Source organism: Williamsia sp. R60, assembly GCF_054063855.1.
Genome location: NZ_JBSSGR010000003.1, coordinates 119,496 through 137,908, shown reverse-complemented (window position 1 = coordinate 137,908; position 18,413 = coordinate 119,496). Strand labels below are relative to the sequence as shown.

The window sequence follows — 18,413 nt, the reverse complement described above, 5'->3', positions numbered from 1 at the left end:
CTACTTCAAGGACGCCAGCGCGGCCGCGATATCCGCGCCTGGGTCGAGCACGCTCGCCGACGACAGACACGCAACAATGAGCGATTCCATCCATTTCACCAGCTGGGGGAGATCGAAATCGTCGGGGTTGTTGAGCCACTGGATGCTCGCTTCATCAATCGCGCCGACCGTCACACGCCCAACGAACCGCAGTGCACGGTTGTTCTGATCGAGGCCGAGCAGCATCGCGAGCCCGCCGAGCACATCCCAACGAGCGGCCTCGTAGATCTCCCACGCTTGAGGGTCCGCGCTGCGACCGCCCAGCACCAGGCGCAGAGCCAGGCCTCGGTGGTCCCGTAAGTACGTCAGGTGCTGTTCGAGGGCCGACCGCAGCAGTTCGCCTGCAGAGGTTCCGGTCACTGCAGCAAAAGCGGCGTTCATCTGCTCCGCCGAGGCACGTACTGCCTCGAGGTAGATGCCGCGCTTGCTCTTGAAATAGTGAAAGAGCAGTCCATGGGCAACCCCTGCCCGCTCGGCAATGTCGGCCACTGTCACCTGGTCGTAGTCGTTCTCGGCGAACACCTCGACGGCGATCGAGATCAGCCGCTGTTTTGTTTCCGCCTTCTGGGCCGCGCGCTTACCGAGTTTGACAGCTGAAGGTTGGGACACCACATACCTCCATCAGTTCTCCCTGAACGCCAGCGTCTTCGCCTCAGTGCGGCTGTCACGTCCGCGGCGTGGCACACCATTGTTGCCCACGCCCCCAGACACCACCGATCTTAACGGGACAGCGGGTGGCAACGCCGCACCATCGATAGGGCGCATCATCAGACATCCCCGGGCGACGAGCCCTGCACGTTGCGCGTACTGCCTACGTCGGCCGGTGGATCTGAGGGCCAGGTCAAACCGGTTGTCGAAGCGTTCCCGGCCCCAGATCCACAGGGAGTCTTGACCAGCCGTGCAGCACACGGGTGTCGCGTCGGATTGCGTCGCCTGCCGAGGTGATGTGGGGGAACCGGTCGAACAGGGTTTTCAGGCCTACCTCTGTCTCCGCTTTTGCCAGCGAGGCGCCGAGACAGTAGTGGCGGCCGCCTGAGAACGACAGGTGTTTGTTGGCGTTCTCGCGGGTGACGTCGAAGCTGTATGGATCGTCGAACACCTCGGGGTCGCGGTTGGCTCCGGCGAGAATGAGAACGACATGGTCGCCTTGCCCCAGAGATCGGCCTTCGAGCGTCAGATCATGTTTCGCCCTGCGAGCGGTCAGTTGGACCGGGGATTCCAGACGGAGCATCTCCTCGACCGCGTTCGGCCACAGTGCAGGATCTTGCCGCAGAATGCTGAGCTGGTCAGGGTTGTCGAGGAGGAGACGTATGCCGTTTCCGAGCAGGTTGACAGTGGTCTCGAAGCCCGCGGCCAGAACCAGCCCCGCGGTGGCGCGAAGCTCTTCGTCGGTGAGCCCGACGCCCTCCTCGGTGGCCATGATCAGCTCGCTCATCAGATCGTCGCCAGGGTTGCGGCGCAGCTCAGCGAGGTGGTCGGCCAACCATGCGTCAAAGCGCTCCAGGCCGACTTCGACACGCCTGAACTGATCCCAGGACAATCCGATATCAAGGCTGGGAGCTGCCTGTTCTCCGAACTCCAGAACGCGCTGACGTTCGTTGTCTGGGACGCCCAGAATGGTGCTGATCACGGCGATCGGGAGCTGCGCGCAGTACTTGCTGATGATGTCGATCTGGCCGGCGCCGGAACCGATTTCGTCCAGGAGGCTGTCTGCGTTGCCCTGCACCATCTCGCGCATCCTGGCAACCGCTCGTGGGGTGAACACCGAGGAGACCAATTTCCGGTACCGGGTGTGCTCGGGTGGTTCGACCGCCAGCAGCGAGGGCGGTTTGAGCGGGTGAAGGGCAGTCGAACGGGTCCTTGTCTCCACCCACCGCAGCGGTCCCGGCAGATTGGCGCCGAGTTCCGTCACCCGAAAGTCGTCTGATCGCAGGAGGTCGTGTGCGAGGCGATGAGACACCGAGATGTAGTTGATACGCGTTTTGACCAGTGGCCCTGAGGCTCTGATTGTTTCGAACACCTGTTGTGGATTCGCTCGGGCGACTGGATCGGCAAGCAGCATCGCCTGCACATCGCCGTCGCGCGCCGCACTGGTCAACATACGGCGCACAACGCCGTGCGCGGCAATCCACCTGAGTCGAGTCTTCATGGCTGTGACCCTTTCGCTGGCGGGCATCGTTCCGCGAACCCGTCAGCAGTGTGTTATTCGACCAGTTCGCTGAGCTTGTCCAGCGACTTGTCGAGCTGTTTGCTGAACGCCTTCTGGATGATTTTTCCGAGAGGGCCGAACAGGATTGAGCTATCGAAAATAATGTGCAGCGTTGCGTTGCAGGCATTGTCACCGTTGGGTTCGACGGTGAAATCGAGCTGCACCGTCGACCCAGTGCTCCCGGACCCTTCCAATTGCACATAACGGGGTGCGTCGTAGGCGGACGTGGTGAAGTCGATGGTGTCCACGACACCTTTGATGGTGACCACCTCCACGATTTTGGTACCAAGGCCCAGTTCTGTAGGTGGCTCGGCGCCCCACCGGGTGTGCAGCGTGTTCCATTCCTCGAATCGGGAGGGGTCAGAGATCACCGCCCAGGCCTTGTCTTGGCTGGTGTGAAGTGTTCTGGTGGTGGTGATCTCGGGCATCGCTACTCCTGGATATCTGTGACTGACGGATGATGACGTGTCTGCCGGCGGGGAGATCCGCGCACGACGGCCTGGGTCAGATGATGGCGGTGATGTGGTCGCGTTGGCCGAGCAGTGCTTTGCCGTAGGTTTCCATCGACACCTGCGGCAGCATGACCGCATGGCGCGCACCGACGTTCGAATCGCGCCAGATACGTTGCATGGCGTTGACTTCGGCGAAGCTCCCGGCACCAGAAGCATCGAGAAGTGTGTTGATGGCGCTGTTGATGCTGCGCAACGCCACAGCGGAATCCGCGCGCATTCTGGCCCTGGCGGCAAAGTCGGGGTAGATGTTCTGTTCGGCGTAACGCTGCACGTCAGCCGTCGCCCGGTATGCGTGAAGGTGGGCAGTATCGATCTTCGTGGCAGCATCGGCGATGAGCAGTTGAAACGCCACCGAATCCGCTTGACGTTCAATGTTGGTGTAGGCCAATGTCTTGGTGGCCGCCTTGGTCACCGCGAGATCGAGCGCAGCGCGGCCCAGGCCCAGTTGAGGCCCGACCAGCACGAGCACCAGCATCGGGCCAAACGCAGACCGGTAGAACGCAGAGTCGGGATGGTCGGCCATGTACGTACCCGACATCACCGGGAGCATGGAGATCAATCGATGGTCGGGTACGAACACGTCCTCGGCGACAATGGTGTTGCTACCCGAGGCGCGCATGCCGGCGACATACCAGGTGTCCTCAACCCGAACATCGGAGCGGGGGAGCAGGATCATTGCCTGGTCTTCTTCGTCGCCGTCGTCATCGAGCACCCACACTCCACCGCCCATCCACTCGGCGTGCAGGCTCGCTGATGCGTACGGCCACTGGCCGGTGACGCGGTATCCGCCGTCGACCTTTCGAGCGGTACCTCCCGGTGAGACCACACCGCACAGAATCTTGTCCGGTCCGTCAGCGTAGATCTCGTCGACCGTCTGGCGGGGATACATGCACGTCGACCATGACTGGATGTTCGATAGCGTTGTGACCCAGGATGTTCCGCCATCGGCTTCGGCGATAAGCGCCGATAGCTCGAGCATGGACGTGAGCCCGGCTTCGAGTCCGCCGTGACGTCGCGGAGCAGCCAAGCGGAATGCGCCCGCGTCTCGGAGGGCTTCGATGACTGCCGGATCCACCCGGCGTTCTCGCTCGTTGCCGGCCGAATGTTGTTTGATCAGCGGCAGCAGGTCTCTGACGCGGGCAAGCACGTCGCCAACAGAGTCGATCTGGGGTGATTGTGTTGTGGTCATGGTGTGGTCCTCCTGTGTTTCGCGGAATCGGTTGTAAGAGTGGTGTTTACCCGGTCAGCGTGCGGTAGCGCGATCGGTGAAAGACCAGCGGTGCACATTCCGGTGCCGCCTCGAACGTCTCGATCCGGAGTACAACGATCGTGTGGTCACCCGCTGAGAATTCTTCGTAGAGCGAGCAGACAAAGGTGGCGGCTGCGTCTTCTATGGGGACCGCACCTTCAGCGGTACGGCGAACAGGTATGCGCGCCAATCGTTGTGATGACTCGCCGCCGAACTGCACACAGACGTGTTCGTGGGTGTCGCCGAGAAAGCTCACCCCGACATGGGTGGCGCTCTGCAGGCCGGCCCACGTCCGTGATCCGTTCTGAACACAGAATGACAGCAGCGGTGGTTCGAGTGAAACCGACGTCAGTGAACTCACCAGCATCCCGGTTGGGTGGGGTTCGATATCGGCACATATTGCAGCAACGCCGCCGGGCAAGCATCCGAACGCGCGTCGCAAATCTGCCGCATCCTGGGCGGGAACGTCATTGCGACGGTTGGCCGATTCCTTGGGTGCGGCGTGGGTGGCGGTGGCGTCCATGGCACGACGGTATAGTTTCGTTGACTGTAAGTCAATGAAATTCTCGTTCGCTCTGGACGGTCGTTCCCGCGACACGTGAGCAGGGTGAACAGACGACTGCTCAGGAGTAAGCGATGGCGAAGGTCCTGATTCCATGAGGTTGAGGGCACGGTCGACAATGCCCGCCGCGCTCAGTGAACGTGAATGTCACAGTCGGCCTGATTTGGACGACATCAATTGCGGCACAGTTGAACTGCGGACGATACCTCTGTGTTGTCGCACTGGACCGGCTGCAACACCGACTCCGTGGGGCGATGCATTGAGTCGAGCGAGCATCGAATCTTGAACATGATGTGCGTTGTGGGCTCGACCATTCGATAAGTTGACTGCAAGCGGCACTTGTTAGTCCTGTGTCTTGTCGCTACGAACAATCGCTGACGCCAGAACGTCGGCGAGCGCGGGGTCGACGGCGGCGGCGATCAGGCGGGCGGCCGAGCCCAGCTGTTCGAGCTGGGCGGCGTCCATGGCGTCGACGACGAGCCGCCGTACCTCCTCGACGTGCGTGGGCGCAATACGCTGAAGCTCTTGCCAGCCCGTCTCGGTCATGAGTACTTCGGTTCGTCGGCCGGCGCCGCCGCACGACCGGCGCTCCACCCAGCCGGCAGCCTCGAGACGTGAGACTGCGTGCGACAGCCGGGACAGTGACCCCTTGGCCTCCATGGCCAGATCGCTCATCACGCTGACGTGTCTGGGAGCGTTCGACAATGACACCATCACGCTGTATTCGTAGAAGTTGATTCCGGCGACCTGTTTCAACTGCGTGTCGAGCTTGCCGGGCAGGGTCATCAGTACTGCGACGAGGGATGCCCAGTCGCGCTGTTGATCGGGGGATAGCCACACGTCATCCTGCGTATCCGGGGTGTCGGTCACGCGATCATTCTAGCGAACTTGAATGTTCAACAATGAGGCGTATGGTTCAACTTGCACGTTCAAGTTGACAGCTCACCCAAGGAGAACCCATGACCCTCTTCCGTCTCGACGCCAGCATTCGAGTCGACGGATCACACAGCCGGGCAATTGCCGACATCGTCGAACAGGAGTGGACGGCAGGGCATCCCGACGACCGGATCGTCCGGCGCCACGTTGGCACAGAGCCGATTCCCGCGACGACCTGGGCCACAGCTGCCTTCGCCGGCTACACCCCTGAGGATCAGCAGTCGCCCGAGCAACGCGAAGCGCTCAGTGTCGCGGCTGAACTGGCTGATGAGTTGATCGCCGCCGACGCTCTGCTGTTCGCTGTGCCGCTGTACAACTTCGGAGTGTCCCAACACTTCAAGACCTGGGTGGACACCGTCATGACCGACCCGCGCTTCAGTCCGGCAGCCGCTCCGGTACTCGCGGGCAGGCCTGCGGTGCTCGTGACGGTCCAAGGTGGCAACTACGCGGCCGGGACACCACGCGAGGGCTGGGATCACGCGACCGGTTGGATGCGTCGCATCCTCGCCGATGTCTGGAGCCTGGACCTCGAGGTCGTCGAAACCGCGTTCACCCTCGTTGGTGAGAACCCGGCGCTCGACGAGTTCACAAATCTCGCCGCAACGCTTCGTAGCGAAGCCGAGCAGCTCGCTCGGAAGCACGGACAGGCGCTTGGGGGCGCTCGCGTCTGAGGAAGCTAACTTGTGTCAAGTAAACGTGACACGGCGTAGGTAGAGCCACCAGGCGCCGGCTTCGATCAACGGAACTAACAAAGCGGCTGGCAACCACAGCTGTCGGCGCGACATGGACGGATGTGTGTCAATGGAGACCTGAACCCGCTGTTGCGGGCGAGAATTCGTTACTTGGTGCCCATGTTCGTTGATTTGGCTACCGCCGATGGCGTGAGCGCGGGATCGAGCGTCGCCATGGCGAGCTCGAACGCGGCATCCACTCGGTCGACGTCGCCGGTCGCGACAAGGTCGAGGTGCAGCCCCCTGAGCACAGCCAACACCAGCGTGGACAGTTGGCGTGCGGCCGCGGGATCGACCCCGTCGCTGATCAGTGGGGACTCGATCTGTGGCAGCCAATCGGTGACGATCGACTCTGTGAACCACCGATATTGCTCGGGGTGACGCAGTGCCAGGGCGTATAGCTCGAACAACATTCGGAACTGTCGGCCTTGCGCGGGGTCCAGCCACCGCCGCCAGAGGGTGCGAAGGGTCTGCGCCGGCGAAAGGTCGGCTAGTTCGGGATCGTCGCGGAGAGTTCTCAGCAGGTCGGCGTTGATAGACCGGCTGACCTCCTCGATGAGTGCCTCCTTGGTTCCGAACTGACGCACCACTGTTGCGATGGTGATTCCCATCGCGGATGCCAGCGGCCGCAGTGTCAGATCCGAGACGCCATGGTCGAGAACGTAGCCGGTGGCCGCGGCCACCAGCTCCGGGCGCCGGTGTGCCCAGCGAGCGGCACGACCATCAATCCCGACCTCGGTCTCGTCCTCTCGATCCATATCGCCACTGTAGTGGCGCCAATTTACCCGGATCGATTGATTGCCAAATCGATCGATGCGTGTAAATTCACAGTCATGTCACCTCTTCACGTCGTCCTTGTTCATGGCACCTGGGGCCGCGGTACCGAAACCTGGTGGGGGTCGGCCACGCAGGCATTCGCCGACCGCGGGTTCACTGTTCACACCCCGACCCTGCGCCATCACGAACTGCCCCGCGACGACGGTGCTCCCCTCATCGCCGGTCTGAGCCTGCTCGACTACACCGACGACCTGGTCGACTTCTGTGAGTCCCTCAACTCCCCGCCACTGGTCGTCGGACTCTCCATGGGTGGTCTACTGGTGCAGTTGGTCGCCGCACGTACCCCGACCGCCGGTGTCGTGGCCGCGGCTCCGGCACCCGCAGCGGGCATCTTCGCCGTATATCCGACCATGATCCGACTGTTCGGAACCCATTTCTTTCGACCGAGCGCACCGTGGCGACGTCCCCTGATGCCCACCACGGCTCGCTTTGAGATGATCGCGCAGCACCAGCCGCCAGAGCACGTGCGCGAACTCCTCGACGATGCGGTCGCCGAGTCGGGTCGCGCGTACTGCGAGATGAGCTTCCCGTACCTCGACCGACGTCACGCGGCGAGCGTCGACTTCGACGCGATCACCGCACCTGTTCTCGTGATCGGCGCCGAACAGGACAGAGCCGTCAACCCGAGGATCCCTCGCGCCACTGCCAGGCGATACCGCGACGCCGACCACGTCGAAATACCGGGAGCCGACCACGCACTCTTCGACCCGCCAACACTCGACAAAACCATGAACGCTATCGACGGCTGGATGACGACACGGTCCGTCTTCGCATGAACCCGGCCCGCGTGACTGCGTTGGGTTGACCACTGGGGGAACTTTCAGCGCACAAGTTTTTGCCGCACAAGGGGTTCAGGCCGCTAGGAGAAACTATTCAAGTTGATTTGACGAAGCGCTCATCGGTCCCGGATGCCGCGCGCACCGAACGGGCACCAGGTGATTACGGGACCCTCAACCAGTCGATCCAGTTGTCAGCGTTGGCGACGTCGGTACAGCCGTAAGTATTTTGTGCGCTTTCGGGATCGTGCAGTTCCATGACCCTACAGACGCATTTCGAGCGCAGTTCGAAGCAATCGAACTCAGCCACGTCTCTGGCGACTGGTATCGGTTCGCCGCAGGCTGGTGAGGATTTCGACAAAACCAACACCCGCTGGAATGCGTCCTCGGCTCCTTCGGATGTGATCGTGCGTCAGATCAGACTGATCTCTCGGCCTCGCGCAGGATGTTCTTCATAATGGTGCGGTACACCGCGCGATGAGCCGGCAAATGGGCATACCAGTAGACACGTCCCACGATGCCACGCGGATAGAACACCGTGCGCAGTTCGAGTTCGCTGCCAGATTCTGTTGCGGCGATGCGGAATTCGAGCCACGACGTACCCGGCGACCGCATCTGTGACCGTAGCCGCAACGTGTGTTCGGGCTCCACTGTCTCCACGCGCCACCAGTCGAGGTCGTCGCCGGCAGCCGGCGTGCCCTGCTGGCTCGGGCTTGCGGACGATCCGGGTCCACCGACTGCCCGGTCGATCCGTGCGCGCAACTTCCAGGCCGGTGCCGTTCCGTACCAGCCCTTTTCGGTGCCCAGTCCTTCGATCGCCTTCCACACAGCCGCCGCGGTCGCGACGGTGTGGCTGGTGTGGGCATCGACGTACGCCTCTTCACCGGCCCACTTGGGATCTGAGGGAATCGGTTCGGACGGCGCACATGCGGGCGACGCGTTCGACCACGGTGTTTCCACATCGCCGCGACCCACCCGGGCCAGAGCCAATTCGACGGACGTGCGGTACGGGGTCAACCCGCCGACCGGAGGTGCGATGACGTCGTCGATGTCGTGCTCGGAGGCGACCGCGTCGTGTTCGAGCGACTCGACCAGGGGACGGGCGAGACCACCGGGAATCGGGGTGACGGTGCCGACCCAGTTGCTGGCCAGCGACGGTGTCAAGAACGGGATCACGATCATCTTGCGCTTGCGCAGCCCAGCAACCTCGGCGTAGATCTGCATCATGTCGCCGTATTCGAGGACGTCTGGACCACCGATGTCCCATGTGCGCGATTCGGGAACCTTCGCGGTGGCGGCCTCCACCAGGTAGTGCATCACGTCCCTGACTGCAATCGGCTGGATCTTGTTGTGCACCCACTTGGGGGTGGTCATCACCGGCAGACGCTCGGTGAGGTGCCGGATCATCTCGAATGACGCCGACCCCGAACCGATCACCACGCCCGCCTGTAAGACGATGGTCTCGATGCCCGACGCCATCAGGACCTCGCCCACCTCGGTGCGTGAACTCAGGTGCTCGGAGAGTTCGACACCCTCGGGGTGCAGTCCCGAGAGGTAGACGATCCGGGACACCCCAGCCTTGCGTGCGGCCTCGACGACGTTCTCTGCCGACCGACGTTCCTCGGCGCTGAAGTCTTTGGAACCGCCCATCGAATGAACGAGGTGGTAGACCACATCGACATCAGTGAAGGCATTCTCCAGCGACCCTTTGTCGCTCAGGTCGCCCTTGATCACCTTCGCGCTGCCAATCCAGGGAGCGCCCTTCAACTTGTCCGGGGTCCGAGCCAGGACCCGTACGTCGTGGCCACGTTCGATCAGGCGTGGTGCAAGGCGGCCGCCGACGTATCCGGTGGCGCCGGTGACCAGAGCGCTGGGTGTCGAACTGGTGGCGGGCTGCATGAGCGCTCCGATGGTTGGGATTCGGGTTCGTCCCGAGACCGCGATCGTCTCGGTTCAAGAGATGCTGACGACGGAATGCCCAGGTCGAGAGATCTCAAACGCGAAGGCGCTCTAGCGCATGGTGACGAGCCGTCGTTTCCCCTGGTCATCGGGGGTGTCGGCGTGTGCGTGATCATTCACCGACATCACGTTGATGCCGGTGCTGCCCACGATGAGCTTGGTGATCGAGGCGTTGACCATGGTGCGGGCGATGACGGGCCAGGTTTGCGAGTCCACACCCCACAACTCCGCGACGACGGCCGCGACCGTGCCCGCCGAGGACGCCGCGAGCGCAACCTGACCGGGGCCCGCGAACGTCGCGATCTCCTTGAGTGCCTCACGGATCGACTCGCGGTACTCGGCATAGGAACCGGCCCCCGTGCTGTGGCCGTCGGCAGCCCAGGCCAGCAGTGCCTTGTCGAGATCGCGCTGGAAATCACGCTGAGCGTCGGCGGCCGCGGCCGACGTGCCCACCGGTGGCATGTCCCGGTTGGTCAGGTGAGTCAGGTCGTATTCGTTCCAGCCCGCGTTCACGACGGGCTCGGGAGCAGTCCCATCCTCGAACTGCGCGACGATCTCCTGCACTGTCTCCAACTGCCGAGCCAGATTTCCCGACGCCGCGAAATCGAGCCGGCCCACGCGCCGCGCGAGATGCTTGCCCACGTTCCGTGCCTGCTCGCGTCCGAGATCGGTCAGGCTCCCGTAACCGTTCTCGTCATGACCGGCCTGACCGTGCCGCACCAAGTAGATGACACCCATGGGCATCATCTTGCCGTGCGGTGGACCGCCGCCCGGCATCGGTCGCGCCGATGTGCGTCGATCGTCTCTAATGGTGTGTCATGAGCGGTTCTCGAGACTTCCGGTTCGGGGTGAACTTCCTGGCCCGAGGGACGGCCGATGAGTTCCTGGCCCAGGTGCGGCACGCCGAACAGTGCGGTGTGGACGTGGTGCTGCTGCCTGACCATCTCGAACTGGGTGCGCCGTTCCCCATGTTGGTCGCGGCCGCAGCTGCCGCACCGACCGTTCGGGTCGGCAACTTCGTCCTCAACGCGGGCTTCTATCGGCCGGCTCTGCTCGCCCGCGACATCGCCGGTGTCGACCAGTTGACGGGTGGACGCGTGGAGATCGGACTCGGCGCGGGCTATGTCGAGGCGGAGTTCGTAGCAGCGGGTATCCCGTTCGGGTCGCCCGGGCAACGTGTCGACCACATGCGCGACATGGTGATCGAACTGAGACGACTCCTCGGTGACCCGGCTCGCACGCCGCCGCCGGTGCAGACACCACCCCCGATCATGGTCGCCGGCACGGGAAACCGAGTGCTGACGATCGCCGCCCACCATGCGGACATCGTTGCCCTTGCGGGTCTCGCCGACGACGAGGCGCTCGCCGAGCGCGTGGAATACATTCGGCGCCAAGCAGGTCCGAGGTTCGACGACCTCGAATTGAATCTGATCATCTTCGACCTCGCCATCGACCGAGAGCCGGACCTCGACACGTTGCGTCACCACAACCGCGATGCCACCGATGGCGAACTGTTGCGCCAACCCAACGCGTTGCACGGGTCTCAGGACGAGGTGGTCACCCGCATCCGGCAACTGCGAGAGCAATTCGGGATCACCTACCTGACGCCGATCGAACCGTCGGCGGCAGATCTTGACGCGTTCGGACGGGTGATCTCAGAACTGCGCCAAGGTCCGGCGGAAGCGAACCCCTAGCGTTCGAGCCAATGGGTGGCGGTCAGTGGCACGGCCTCGCCCACCGACTGGTGGTCGCACCCGAAGCCCACGGTCCAGCGACCGTCGGAGAGTTGGACCGGCCCCAGCATCATCGGTGACGGGAGTTCGCCGAGGAACTCTCCGAGTGCCGCCGGCGAGAGAGCCCACAGCTCGCCGCGAATGGATGTGCCCGACAACTCATCGCGGACAAGCCCCGGCTTTGCGGGCTCGGTATCTAGGGCGACGAGCCGGTACGCCTCCGCTGTCGCGGCGTCTCCGGCCCAACGCGCACCTTTGTCGGTGAGCTGACCCATCAGCGGCTGACCGCGCAGATGCGCACCCACCACGAACACCTCGGTGGCCTTGGCGCCCGCCCGTTCGGGCCAGGACCGACCAATTGCAGGCGATCGGGTACCGATCCGGCCGGCGATGTCGAGCACCACTGCGTCGTCGTAGGCCCGGCCCACCACTGTGACGCCGAATTGTGCTGTCGATCCGTCGCTTTCGGTGACCTCACCCGCCGGGACGGACACCGCGCACAGGTCGAACAGATTGCAGAAGTTGGTGTAGGTCCCCATCGTGGCGTTGACGCCGACGGGATCGGCTTCGACCTCGGCCAGTGTCGGATGCATCGGGGCAGTCGGGATCAGCAGCGCCGTCGCGTCGCCGAGCGCCGACATGGCGCGCTCACCCAGCGCCTGCACGCGTCGGCGATCCGACAGCAGGTCGGTGGCGCTGAACCGGTCGGCCGGGCCGATGATCGCGGCGACCGTCGGGTCGACGAGGTCGGAAGAAGATGCCGCTGAGATGAATTCGCCCACCGCGTCATAGCGCTCGGCGACCAGGGCGCCTTCGTACAAGAGCTTGGCCGCAGCCAGGAAGTCCGACAGATCGATTCCTTTGATCCGCACACCCGCGTTCTCGGCGTGTTCCACCGCGGTGTGGAAGGCCTCCTGCCACCGTGCATCGAGAGCGGGCAGCGTGGCCGGCACGGCGACCACCGGACTGTCGGGAGCAGCGAAATGCGTTGACGCCGGCCACGCAGCACCTCCGGCCATCACCCCCATCGTGCGATTGGCGAGGTCCAGATCCGCGGCGAGGATGGTCACACAGTCATAGCTGGCACAGGCCGGCACCACGCCCGCGGTGCTGACCACTCCGATGGTGGGCTTGATGCCGACAATGCCCTGCAGGCCGGCGGGCACCCGTCCCGATCCGGCGGTGTCGGTGCCGATGGCGATGTCGGCGAGCCCCAGGGCAACGGCCACTGCCGAGCCGGAGCTCGAACCCCCGGATATGTGGTCGGGGCGACGTGAATCACGCACAGCACCATAGGGGCTGCGCGTGCCGACCAGACCGGTCGCGAACTGGTCGAGGTTGGTCTTGCCGATGACCACCGCTCCGGCAGCCCGAAGGGCGGCGACCGCCGCGGCATCGTGTTCGGGCCGGTATTCATAGCCCGGGCAGGCGGCGGTCGTGGGCAGCCCGGCGACGTCGACGTTGTCCTTGACCGCAAGCACCACCCCGGCCAGTGCGCCTCCGGCAGCGATGGAGGCAGCGTGGTCTCTTTCGACGTCCGCCTGATCGCGCAGGGTGATGAACACCTCCGGCCGATCGGCCGCGGCGATCTGGGCGTAGATGTCGGCTATGCGTGTCACGCGACTTTCCCTGTCTTCGTGGCGAACTCGCCGCCGTCGGACCAGCGCTTGCGCTCCTCGGCGCGCGCCGTCTCCATCGCTGTCCGTTCGACCCTGATGTCGTCGGCATTGTCGGCGAGGAACTGTTGATGCTCGGCCAGTGAGAACGTGCCGTCGGTGATCTCCACATGTCCTCGGCCGGCGGCCATGTCGGCCCGTAGGTCGAGCAACTCGTCGGCACTGACCGGGTACCAGCTGATCTTGTCGAAGAACCGCAACAGCCACGGGTGCTCGGGTTCGAAACCTGCTGCCTCGAGTGGGTGCCGATGGTTCCACACCTGGGTGGTGCGGCCGACGAACTGGTAGCCGCCGGGACCCTCCATGCCGTAGATGCACATGTAGGCGCCGCCGATGCCGACCGCGTTCTCCGGGGTCCAGGTGCGAGCCGGGTTGTACTTGGTGGTGATCAGACGGTGTCGCGGATCGAGTGGAACGGCAACGGGGGCACCGAGATACACATCGCCCAGGCCGAGTACGAGATACTCGGCGTCGTAGACGATGCGGTACACGTCGTCGACGGATTTCAGCCCGTTCATCCGCCGGATGAACTCGATGTTCCACGGGCACCAGGGCGCGTCGGAGCGCACACCAAGCATGTACCGCTCGATCGCCTCCCGGGTCGCCGGATCGTCCCACGACAGGGGCATGTTCACCGTGCGGCTCGGCACCATCAGCTCAGACGCCGAAGGCAGCTGGGCTTCGCACTCGATGAGCCAGTCGAGCAGCACCGATTGCCGCATCACGGTGGCGTCGACCTTGACCTGAAGTGACCGGATGCCTGGTGTGAGCGAGACGAGACCGGCGGGCCGGTCGGCCTCGATCCGTTGTGCAAGCGCATGCACCCGTGCCCGGAGCGCGAGATCGAGTGTCATGTCGCCGTATTCGACGAGGACGTTGTCGTCGCCGCTGCGGCGGTAGGTCACTTCGGTGGTGCCGTCAGCGGTTCGGGTGGATCCGAGCACTCCGTCGTCGAGATCGGTACCGGACGACAGAACGGTGACCATGTTCGAGCGCCGAGCTGTTCCCAGTGCGGCCGAACTCGCCACCTCGGCAACGCGCACCGGTACGAACCGGACGGTATCGCCCGGTTTGAGCTGACCCATCTTCCAGCGGTCCGCCGTGGTGACGGTGACCGGGCAGACGAAGCCGCCCAGACTCGGCCCATCGGGACCGAGCAGGATCGGGGTGTCACCGGTGAAGTCGAGCGCGCCCACGGAATAGGCGGTGTCGTGGATGTTGGACGGGTGAAGTCCTGCCTCACCGCCGTCGGTGCGTGCCCAGCGGGGCTGCGGTCCGAGCAGGCGGACACCGGTGCGGTCGGAGTTGAAATGCACCTCGTAGGCGGTGTTGTACAGATCCTCGATGTCTTCTTGGGTGAAGAACTCTGGAGCACTGTGTGGTCCGACAGTGACGGCGAGTTGCCAGTTGTTGGTCAACGCAGGCTTCTCGTCGATCAGGATCCGGCGAGGGGACCCAGCGGCTGACGTCTGTGCCCGAGCCAGCGTGTCCCCGTCGGTCAGAGAACGTCCGTCCTTTCCGCCGAATCGCCCGAGTGTGAACGTCGCGCGACTCTCCAGGTACAGCTCCGCGTCGATCCCGCCCGCAACGGCGATGTACATCCGCATCCCGACGCCGCCTGCCGCGCCGACATCGAGGATCTGACCCGCTTTGACCTCGATCGGTGACCACTGCGGTACCACCTCGCCGGCCACCGTCACCGGCACAGGTGCGCCGGTGACCGCGACAACGGTGTCTTCGTCGAACTTCAATTGCGGTCCCAGCAGGGTGCATTCGAGTCCGGGCGCTCCTTCTGGGTTGCCCACCGCGATGTTCGCCAGCCGGAACGACAGATCGTCCATGGGACCGGATGGCGGTACACCCACCTGCCAATACCGGATACGGCCCGGCCAATCCTGAATGGTGCTCTGCGGGCCCGCCCGCAGTACCGAGATGCTCGACATCTGTTATGCCTCTGGTCGTGTCACGATGACCCGCGCCGAGGTGGGGTCGAATCCGTTGCAGGGGTTGTTGATCTGGGGGCAGTTCGAGATCAGCACCAGGGTGTCGGCTTCGGCGCGCAATGCGACGCGCCGTCCTGGTGCCGACAAACCGTCGACGATGCCGAGCGAGCCGTCGGGATCCACCGGCACATTCATGAAGAAGTTGACGTTGCCTACCATGTCGGCCTTGCCCAGACCATGCGGCGCCCCACCGATCAGGAAGTTCTCCACGCAGGCGTGCTGGTGTTTGGTGTGGTGGCCGTAGCGCAGCGTGTTCGACTCCTGCGAGCACGCACCGCCGACCGTGTCGTGGTTGCCCACCTCATCGGCGACGATGGTCATCATCGGCGCCGAATCGTGGTCGCGGATCACGGTTCCGGTGGTGAGGAAGATGTTGCCCTGGGCGGCGATGGTGGTCTGGGCGGAGTAGCGGATGGTGTGATCGGCACCGCCGAAGAACAGGGTGTCCACGGCCTGGTTCCCATGCAGATCGACGAGGGTCAGCACATCGCCGGCTTCGACGATGCCTGACCACGGTGCACGTTCGCCGATCTCGTGGTCGAGGATCACCTGTCCGTCGACGAGGGCGAGGTCGCGAGCCGATGCCGTTGTGGCAGAGGTCATCACGGTGTCCTTTCGGAAGGTTTGCGGAAGGGGTTCACGAGGTGCGGGAGGCCGGATTCTAGAAGTGGGCCGCGCCCCACACGTCCTCGGAGTTGAGCACCGCCCGCTGATATTCCGGGTCTGTGTCGAGTAGCGATGCCAACGCGGAGTCGAGATCGCCCGGTGCCTTCCACGCCAAGATCTCCAGTGGCCCCACATCGAAACCGGGGGACGGGTCGAGAGGATGCGCGGTGTTGACGATCGCGACGGTGCAGGGGAGATGCAAGAGCAGGTCCACGTACTTGTCGCGGCCGGCGGAGCCCTTCGACGTCAGTGTTCCGTCGGCTTCCACCACGATGCTGTGGAAGAACGACAGGGACGGAACCACGTCGGTGGGGTTCAGTCCGTGCTTCGCCGCCGCCAGCGTGAACATCTCGCGGCCGGCCGGAGACGTCGAATGAACAGCTCCGGCACCATACTTCGCGAGGTTGCCGGCGAGGGTGCTGGTACCGCACAGGGCGTCGTGATGGCCGGAAGTGTCGGCCACGATGGTCGCGAGTGCGCGCCCCTGATCACTGAGCAGCGGGTGACCGGAGCCGAGGTACGCCTGCCAGGGCACCTTGACCGTGTCGGCGACATTGAGCCGCTCCCATGGTGCATCAGCGCGCCACAGGAGGATGTGCGCACATCCGGTGCCGGCCACATCACGCAGTCGCAGGCGTGTTCCGCGGGCGAGAACCTTCACCGTGTAGCGCCCACCGGGAACCGTCTCAGCCCAGGTCATGTCGTGCGCGGCGACGTTGTCGGGCAACGGTGTCCACGTCGATGCCGGCACCACCGGCATGGAGTCGGTGATGGTCGCGGCCTGTGCCCGCGCATGTTCGCGGGCCCCTGCGGTGGTGCCGGTCGAACCGGTTGTCGACTCGGTGGACGTTGTCATGACGGAGTTCCTTTTCAGTGAGAGCTGTTCGCGGAGAGCCGGATCAGATGGGCTCTGCGGGTGCGGCGACCTTCACGGGCATCGGATGCTTCTTGCCGTGTGGAAAGCATGCGATGCCGAGCAGGATGGCCACCGCGATGCAGATCGGGCCAGCCCACTTCAGGATGGGCATCTCGCCGGCCGGGTCGAAGATCTCCGATCGCGGCCACGCCAGGTTCACGACCATGGCGAGCCCGTAGACGACTGCGAGGAGGTTGATGGGAATCCCGAACCGGCCCAGGCTGAACAGTTTCTTACCCTCGGCGTCGACGGTGGGGGTGCCGTGCGGCCAACCCTTGAGGCGTCGCCACAGCATCGGACCCGTGACGGAGAGGTAGGCAAGATAGATCAGGATGATGCAGACACTGGCAAGCGTCGCGAAGATCGCCGAGTTGCCCACGTTGACCACCAGGACGCCGATACAGAGAACACCGATCAGGATCGACGGGGCGATCGGGGTGCCGGTTCTGGGGTTGACGTGCGAGAGAATCCGGGATCCGGGAAGCCGGTCGTCGCGGGCCATCGAGAACATCAGCCGGGAGCATGCGGTCTGAATTGCCAAGGTGCAGATGAAGATCGCCACCACGACGTCGCACAGCAGGACCTTGCCCCAGAACGATCCGAGCACGGAGTCGAGGACGTAAGGCAGGCCGCCGACGGCCAGTTCTTCACCGAGGCTCGGTGCTGCCATCAGGGCGCCGAGCAGCATGAGCCCACCGCCGATGGCCGATACGGTCAACGCCAAACGGATGGTCCGCGGTGCGACGCGCCGCGGATTCTTGGTCTCCTCGGCGAGCTCGCCTGCGGAGCCGAAGCCGACCATCACGTAGGCGGCCATCAAACCGGAGACGATGAAAGCCCAGACGTACCCGGGCTGTTCGCCTGGAATGCCGGTGTCGAACACCACGTCGGGGCCGCGCTCGGCATGGGTGAACAGGGCCAGGATCACGGCGATGACGCCGACGATCTCGCAGGTGACACCGATGCTGTTGACTCGGCTCATCCAGTTGACGCCGATGCAGTTGATGATGGTGGTGATCACCAGCAGGATCGAGCCGAGCAGCACAGCGTTGGACGCACCGCTGGTGCTGGTGAGGGCAGGGTCGGAGCCGATGAGCTGGAAGCCGGTCCAGATGGACGGCATCACCACCTGCAGCGCAATCGCTGCCGCCGAGGCGGTGACGATCTGCGCGAGGATCATGAACCAGCCGCCGAACCAGCCGATCACCTCGCCGCCCATCCGGCGCGACCATTGGTAGATGGCCCCCGAGATCGGGAAGCGAGCGGCGATCTCGGCGAAGCACAGCGCCACCAGGAGTTGACCGACGTAGACCGCGGGCCATGTCCAGAAGAATGCCGGACCGCCGAACGAGAAGCCGAGCCCGAAGAGCTGGAAGATGGTCGTCAGGATGGAGACAAAGGAAAATCCCGCCGCAAAGGACGCGAATGTTCCCAGCGAACGATGGAGCTGCTGGGTGTAACCGAACGCGGAGAGATCGTCGGAGTCGCCGTTCTTGGTGACGCCGCCGCTCACTGGTGCCGAAGGTGGTTGCGCAGTTGCGGTCATGGGAGATCTTCCTGGTAGTGGGCCCATGAGCCCGGTTTATCTGTCAGGTGATAGATAAACCGT

At 64.0% G+C, this 18,413-nt stretch carries 17 protein-coding genes; 3 read left to right on the top strand and 14 right to left on the bottom strand.

Translation table 11 applies throughout. The annotated features are described in order from the left end of the window. The 6 genes from ACVWY6_RS13925 to ACVWY6_RS13900 all read right to left on the bottom strand — a co-directional run bounded on the left by ACVWY6_RS13925 (position 1) and on the right by ACVWY6_RS13900 (position 5,441). The gene (locus tag ACVWY6_RS13925) at positions 1-648 is read right to left on the bottom strand and encodes a TetR/AcrR family transcriptional regulator (RefSeq protein WP_161634047.1); all 648 of its coding nucleotides are present in this window, start codon (positions 646-648) and stop codon (positions 1-3) included. Positions 649-880: 232 nt separating this feature from the next. Beyond that, positions 881-2,188, bottom strand: a complete 1,308-nt coding sequence (locus tag ACVWY6_RS13920; protein WP_457538792.1) for a cytochrome P450 — start codon at positions 2,186-2,188, stop codon at positions 881-883. Positions 2,189-2,241: 53 nt separating this feature from the next. Next, positions 2,242-2,676 carry a type II toxin-antitoxin system Rv0910 family toxin gene (locus tag ACVWY6_RS13915; protein ID WP_457538791.1) on the bottom strand — a complete coding sequence of 145 codons (435 nt, stop codon included), beginning with the start codon at positions 2,674-2,676 and terminating at the stop codon, positions 2,242-2,244. A gap of 76 nt (positions 2,677-2,752) precedes the next feature. Next, positions 2,753-3,949 carry an acyl-CoA dehydrogenase family protein gene (locus ACVWY6_RS13910; RefSeq protein ID WP_023962353.1) on the bottom strand — a complete coding sequence of 399 codons (1,197 nt, stop codon included), beginning with the start codon at positions 3,947-3,949 and terminating at the stop codon, positions 2,753-2,755. Positions 3,950-3,995: 46 nt separating this feature from the next. Beyond that, positions 3,996-4,532 (bottom strand): flavin reductase family protein, encoded by a 537-nt coding sequence (locus ACVWY6_RS13905; RefSeq protein WP_457538789.1) that lies wholly within the window; start codon positions 4,530-4,532, stop codon positions 3,996-3,998. Positions 4,533-4,913: 381 nt separating this feature from the next. Continuing rightward, the gene (locus ACVWY6_RS13900) at positions 4,914-5,441 is read right to left on the bottom strand and encodes a MarR family winged helix-turn-helix transcriptional regulator (RefSeq protein ID WP_457538787.1); all 528 of its coding nucleotides are present in this window, start codon (positions 5,439-5,441) and stop codon (positions 4,914-4,916) included. An 89-nt stretch (positions 5,442-5,530) separates the two neighbouring features. Between ACVWY6_RS13900 and ACVWY6_RS13895 the strand changes: the two genes are divergently transcribed. Continuing rightward, a complete protein-coding gene (locus ACVWY6_RS13895; protein ID WP_457538785.1) occupies positions 5,531-6,178 on the top strand; it encodes an FMN-dependent NADH-azoreductase in 648 nt (215 codons plus the stop codon). 167 nt (positions 6,179-6,345) lie between these two features. Here ACVWY6_RS13895 and ACVWY6_RS13890 read toward each other — a convergent pair whose 3' ends face one another. Continuing rightward, on the bottom strand, positions 6,346-6,996 hold the full coding sequence (locus ACVWY6_RS13890) for a TetR/AcrR family transcriptional regulator (protein WP_457538783.1): 651 nt from the start codon (positions 6,994-6,996) through the stop codon (positions 6,346-6,348). 75 nt (positions 6,997-7,071) lie between these two features. Here ACVWY6_RS13890 and ACVWY6_RS13885 point away from each other — a divergent pair, with 75 nt between their 5' ends. Next, the gene (locus tag ACVWY6_RS13885; RefSeq protein WP_457538781.1) at positions 7,072-7,851 is read left to right on the top strand and encodes an alpha/beta hydrolase; all 780 of its coding nucleotides are present in this window, start codon (positions 7,072-7,074) and stop codon (positions 7,849-7,851) included. Between the two features lie 417 nt (positions 7,852-8,268). On the opposite strand, the gene ACVWY6_RS13880 is transcribed toward ACVWY6_RS13885, so the two are convergent. After that, the gene (locus tag ACVWY6_RS13880; RefSeq protein WP_457538779.1) at positions 8,269-9,750 is read right to left on the bottom strand and encodes an SDR family oxidoreductase; all 1,482 of its coding nucleotides are present in this window, start codon (positions 9,748-9,750) and stop codon (positions 8,269-8,271) included. Between the two features lie 111 nt (positions 9,751-9,861). After that, positions 9,862-10,548 carry a histidine phosphatase family protein gene (locus ACVWY6_RS13875; RefSeq protein ID WP_457538777.1) on the bottom strand — a complete coding sequence of 229 codons (687 nt, stop codon included), beginning with the start codon at positions 10,546-10,548 and terminating at the stop codon, positions 9,862-9,864. 80 nt (positions 10,549-10,628) lie between these two features. Between ACVWY6_RS13875 and ACVWY6_RS13870 the strand changes: the two genes are divergently transcribed. Continuing rightward, positions 10,629-11,504, top strand: coding sequence for a TIGR03621 family F420-dependent LLM class oxidoreductase (locus tag ACVWY6_RS13870; RefSeq protein ID WP_457538776.1), 876 nt, complete (start codon positions 10,629-10,631; stop codon positions 11,502-11,504). Here the strand turns inward: ACVWY6_RS13870 and atzF are convergent. Genes atzF through ACVWY6_RS13845 form a run of 5 tightly spaced genes read right to left on the bottom strand, consistent with a single transcriptional unit; the run spans position 11,501 to position 18,350 of the window. Then, the gene (atzF, locus tag ACVWY6_RS13865) at positions 11,501-13,162 is read right to left on the bottom strand and encodes an allophanate hydrolase (protein WP_457538774.1); all 1,662 of its coding nucleotides are present in this window, start codon (positions 13,160-13,162) and stop codon (positions 11,501-11,503) included. The genes ACVWY6_RS13870 and atzF overlap by 4 nt on opposite strands. Beyond that, a complete protein-coding gene (locus ACVWY6_RS13860) occupies positions 13,159-15,162 on the bottom strand; it encodes a 5-oxoprolinase/urea amidolyase family protein (protein ID WP_457538772.1) in 2,004 nt (667 codons plus the stop codon). The genes atzF and ACVWY6_RS13860 overlap by 4 nt, the downstream gene beginning before the upstream one ends. Positions 15,163-15,165: 3 nt before the next feature. Beyond that, complete coding sequence (locus tag ACVWY6_RS13855) at positions 15,166-15,825, bottom strand: urea amidolyase associated protein UAAP2 (RefSeq protein ID WP_457538770.1); 660 nt, start codon at positions 15,823-15,825, stop codon at positions 15,166-15,168. Between the two features lie 58 nt (positions 15,826-15,883). Then, positions 15,884-16,744, bottom strand: coding sequence for an urea amidolyase associated protein UAAP1 (locus tag ACVWY6_RS13850; protein WP_400721217.1), 861 nt, complete (start codon positions 16,742-16,744; stop codon positions 15,884-15,886). A 43-nt stretch (positions 16,745-16,787) separates the two neighbouring features. After that, positions 16,788-18,350, bottom strand: coding sequence for an amino acid permease (locus tag ACVWY6_RS13845; RefSeq protein ID WP_031333382.1), 1,563 nt, complete (start codon positions 18,348-18,350; stop codon positions 16,788-16,790). Positions 18,351-18,413: the final 63 nt, after the last annotated feature.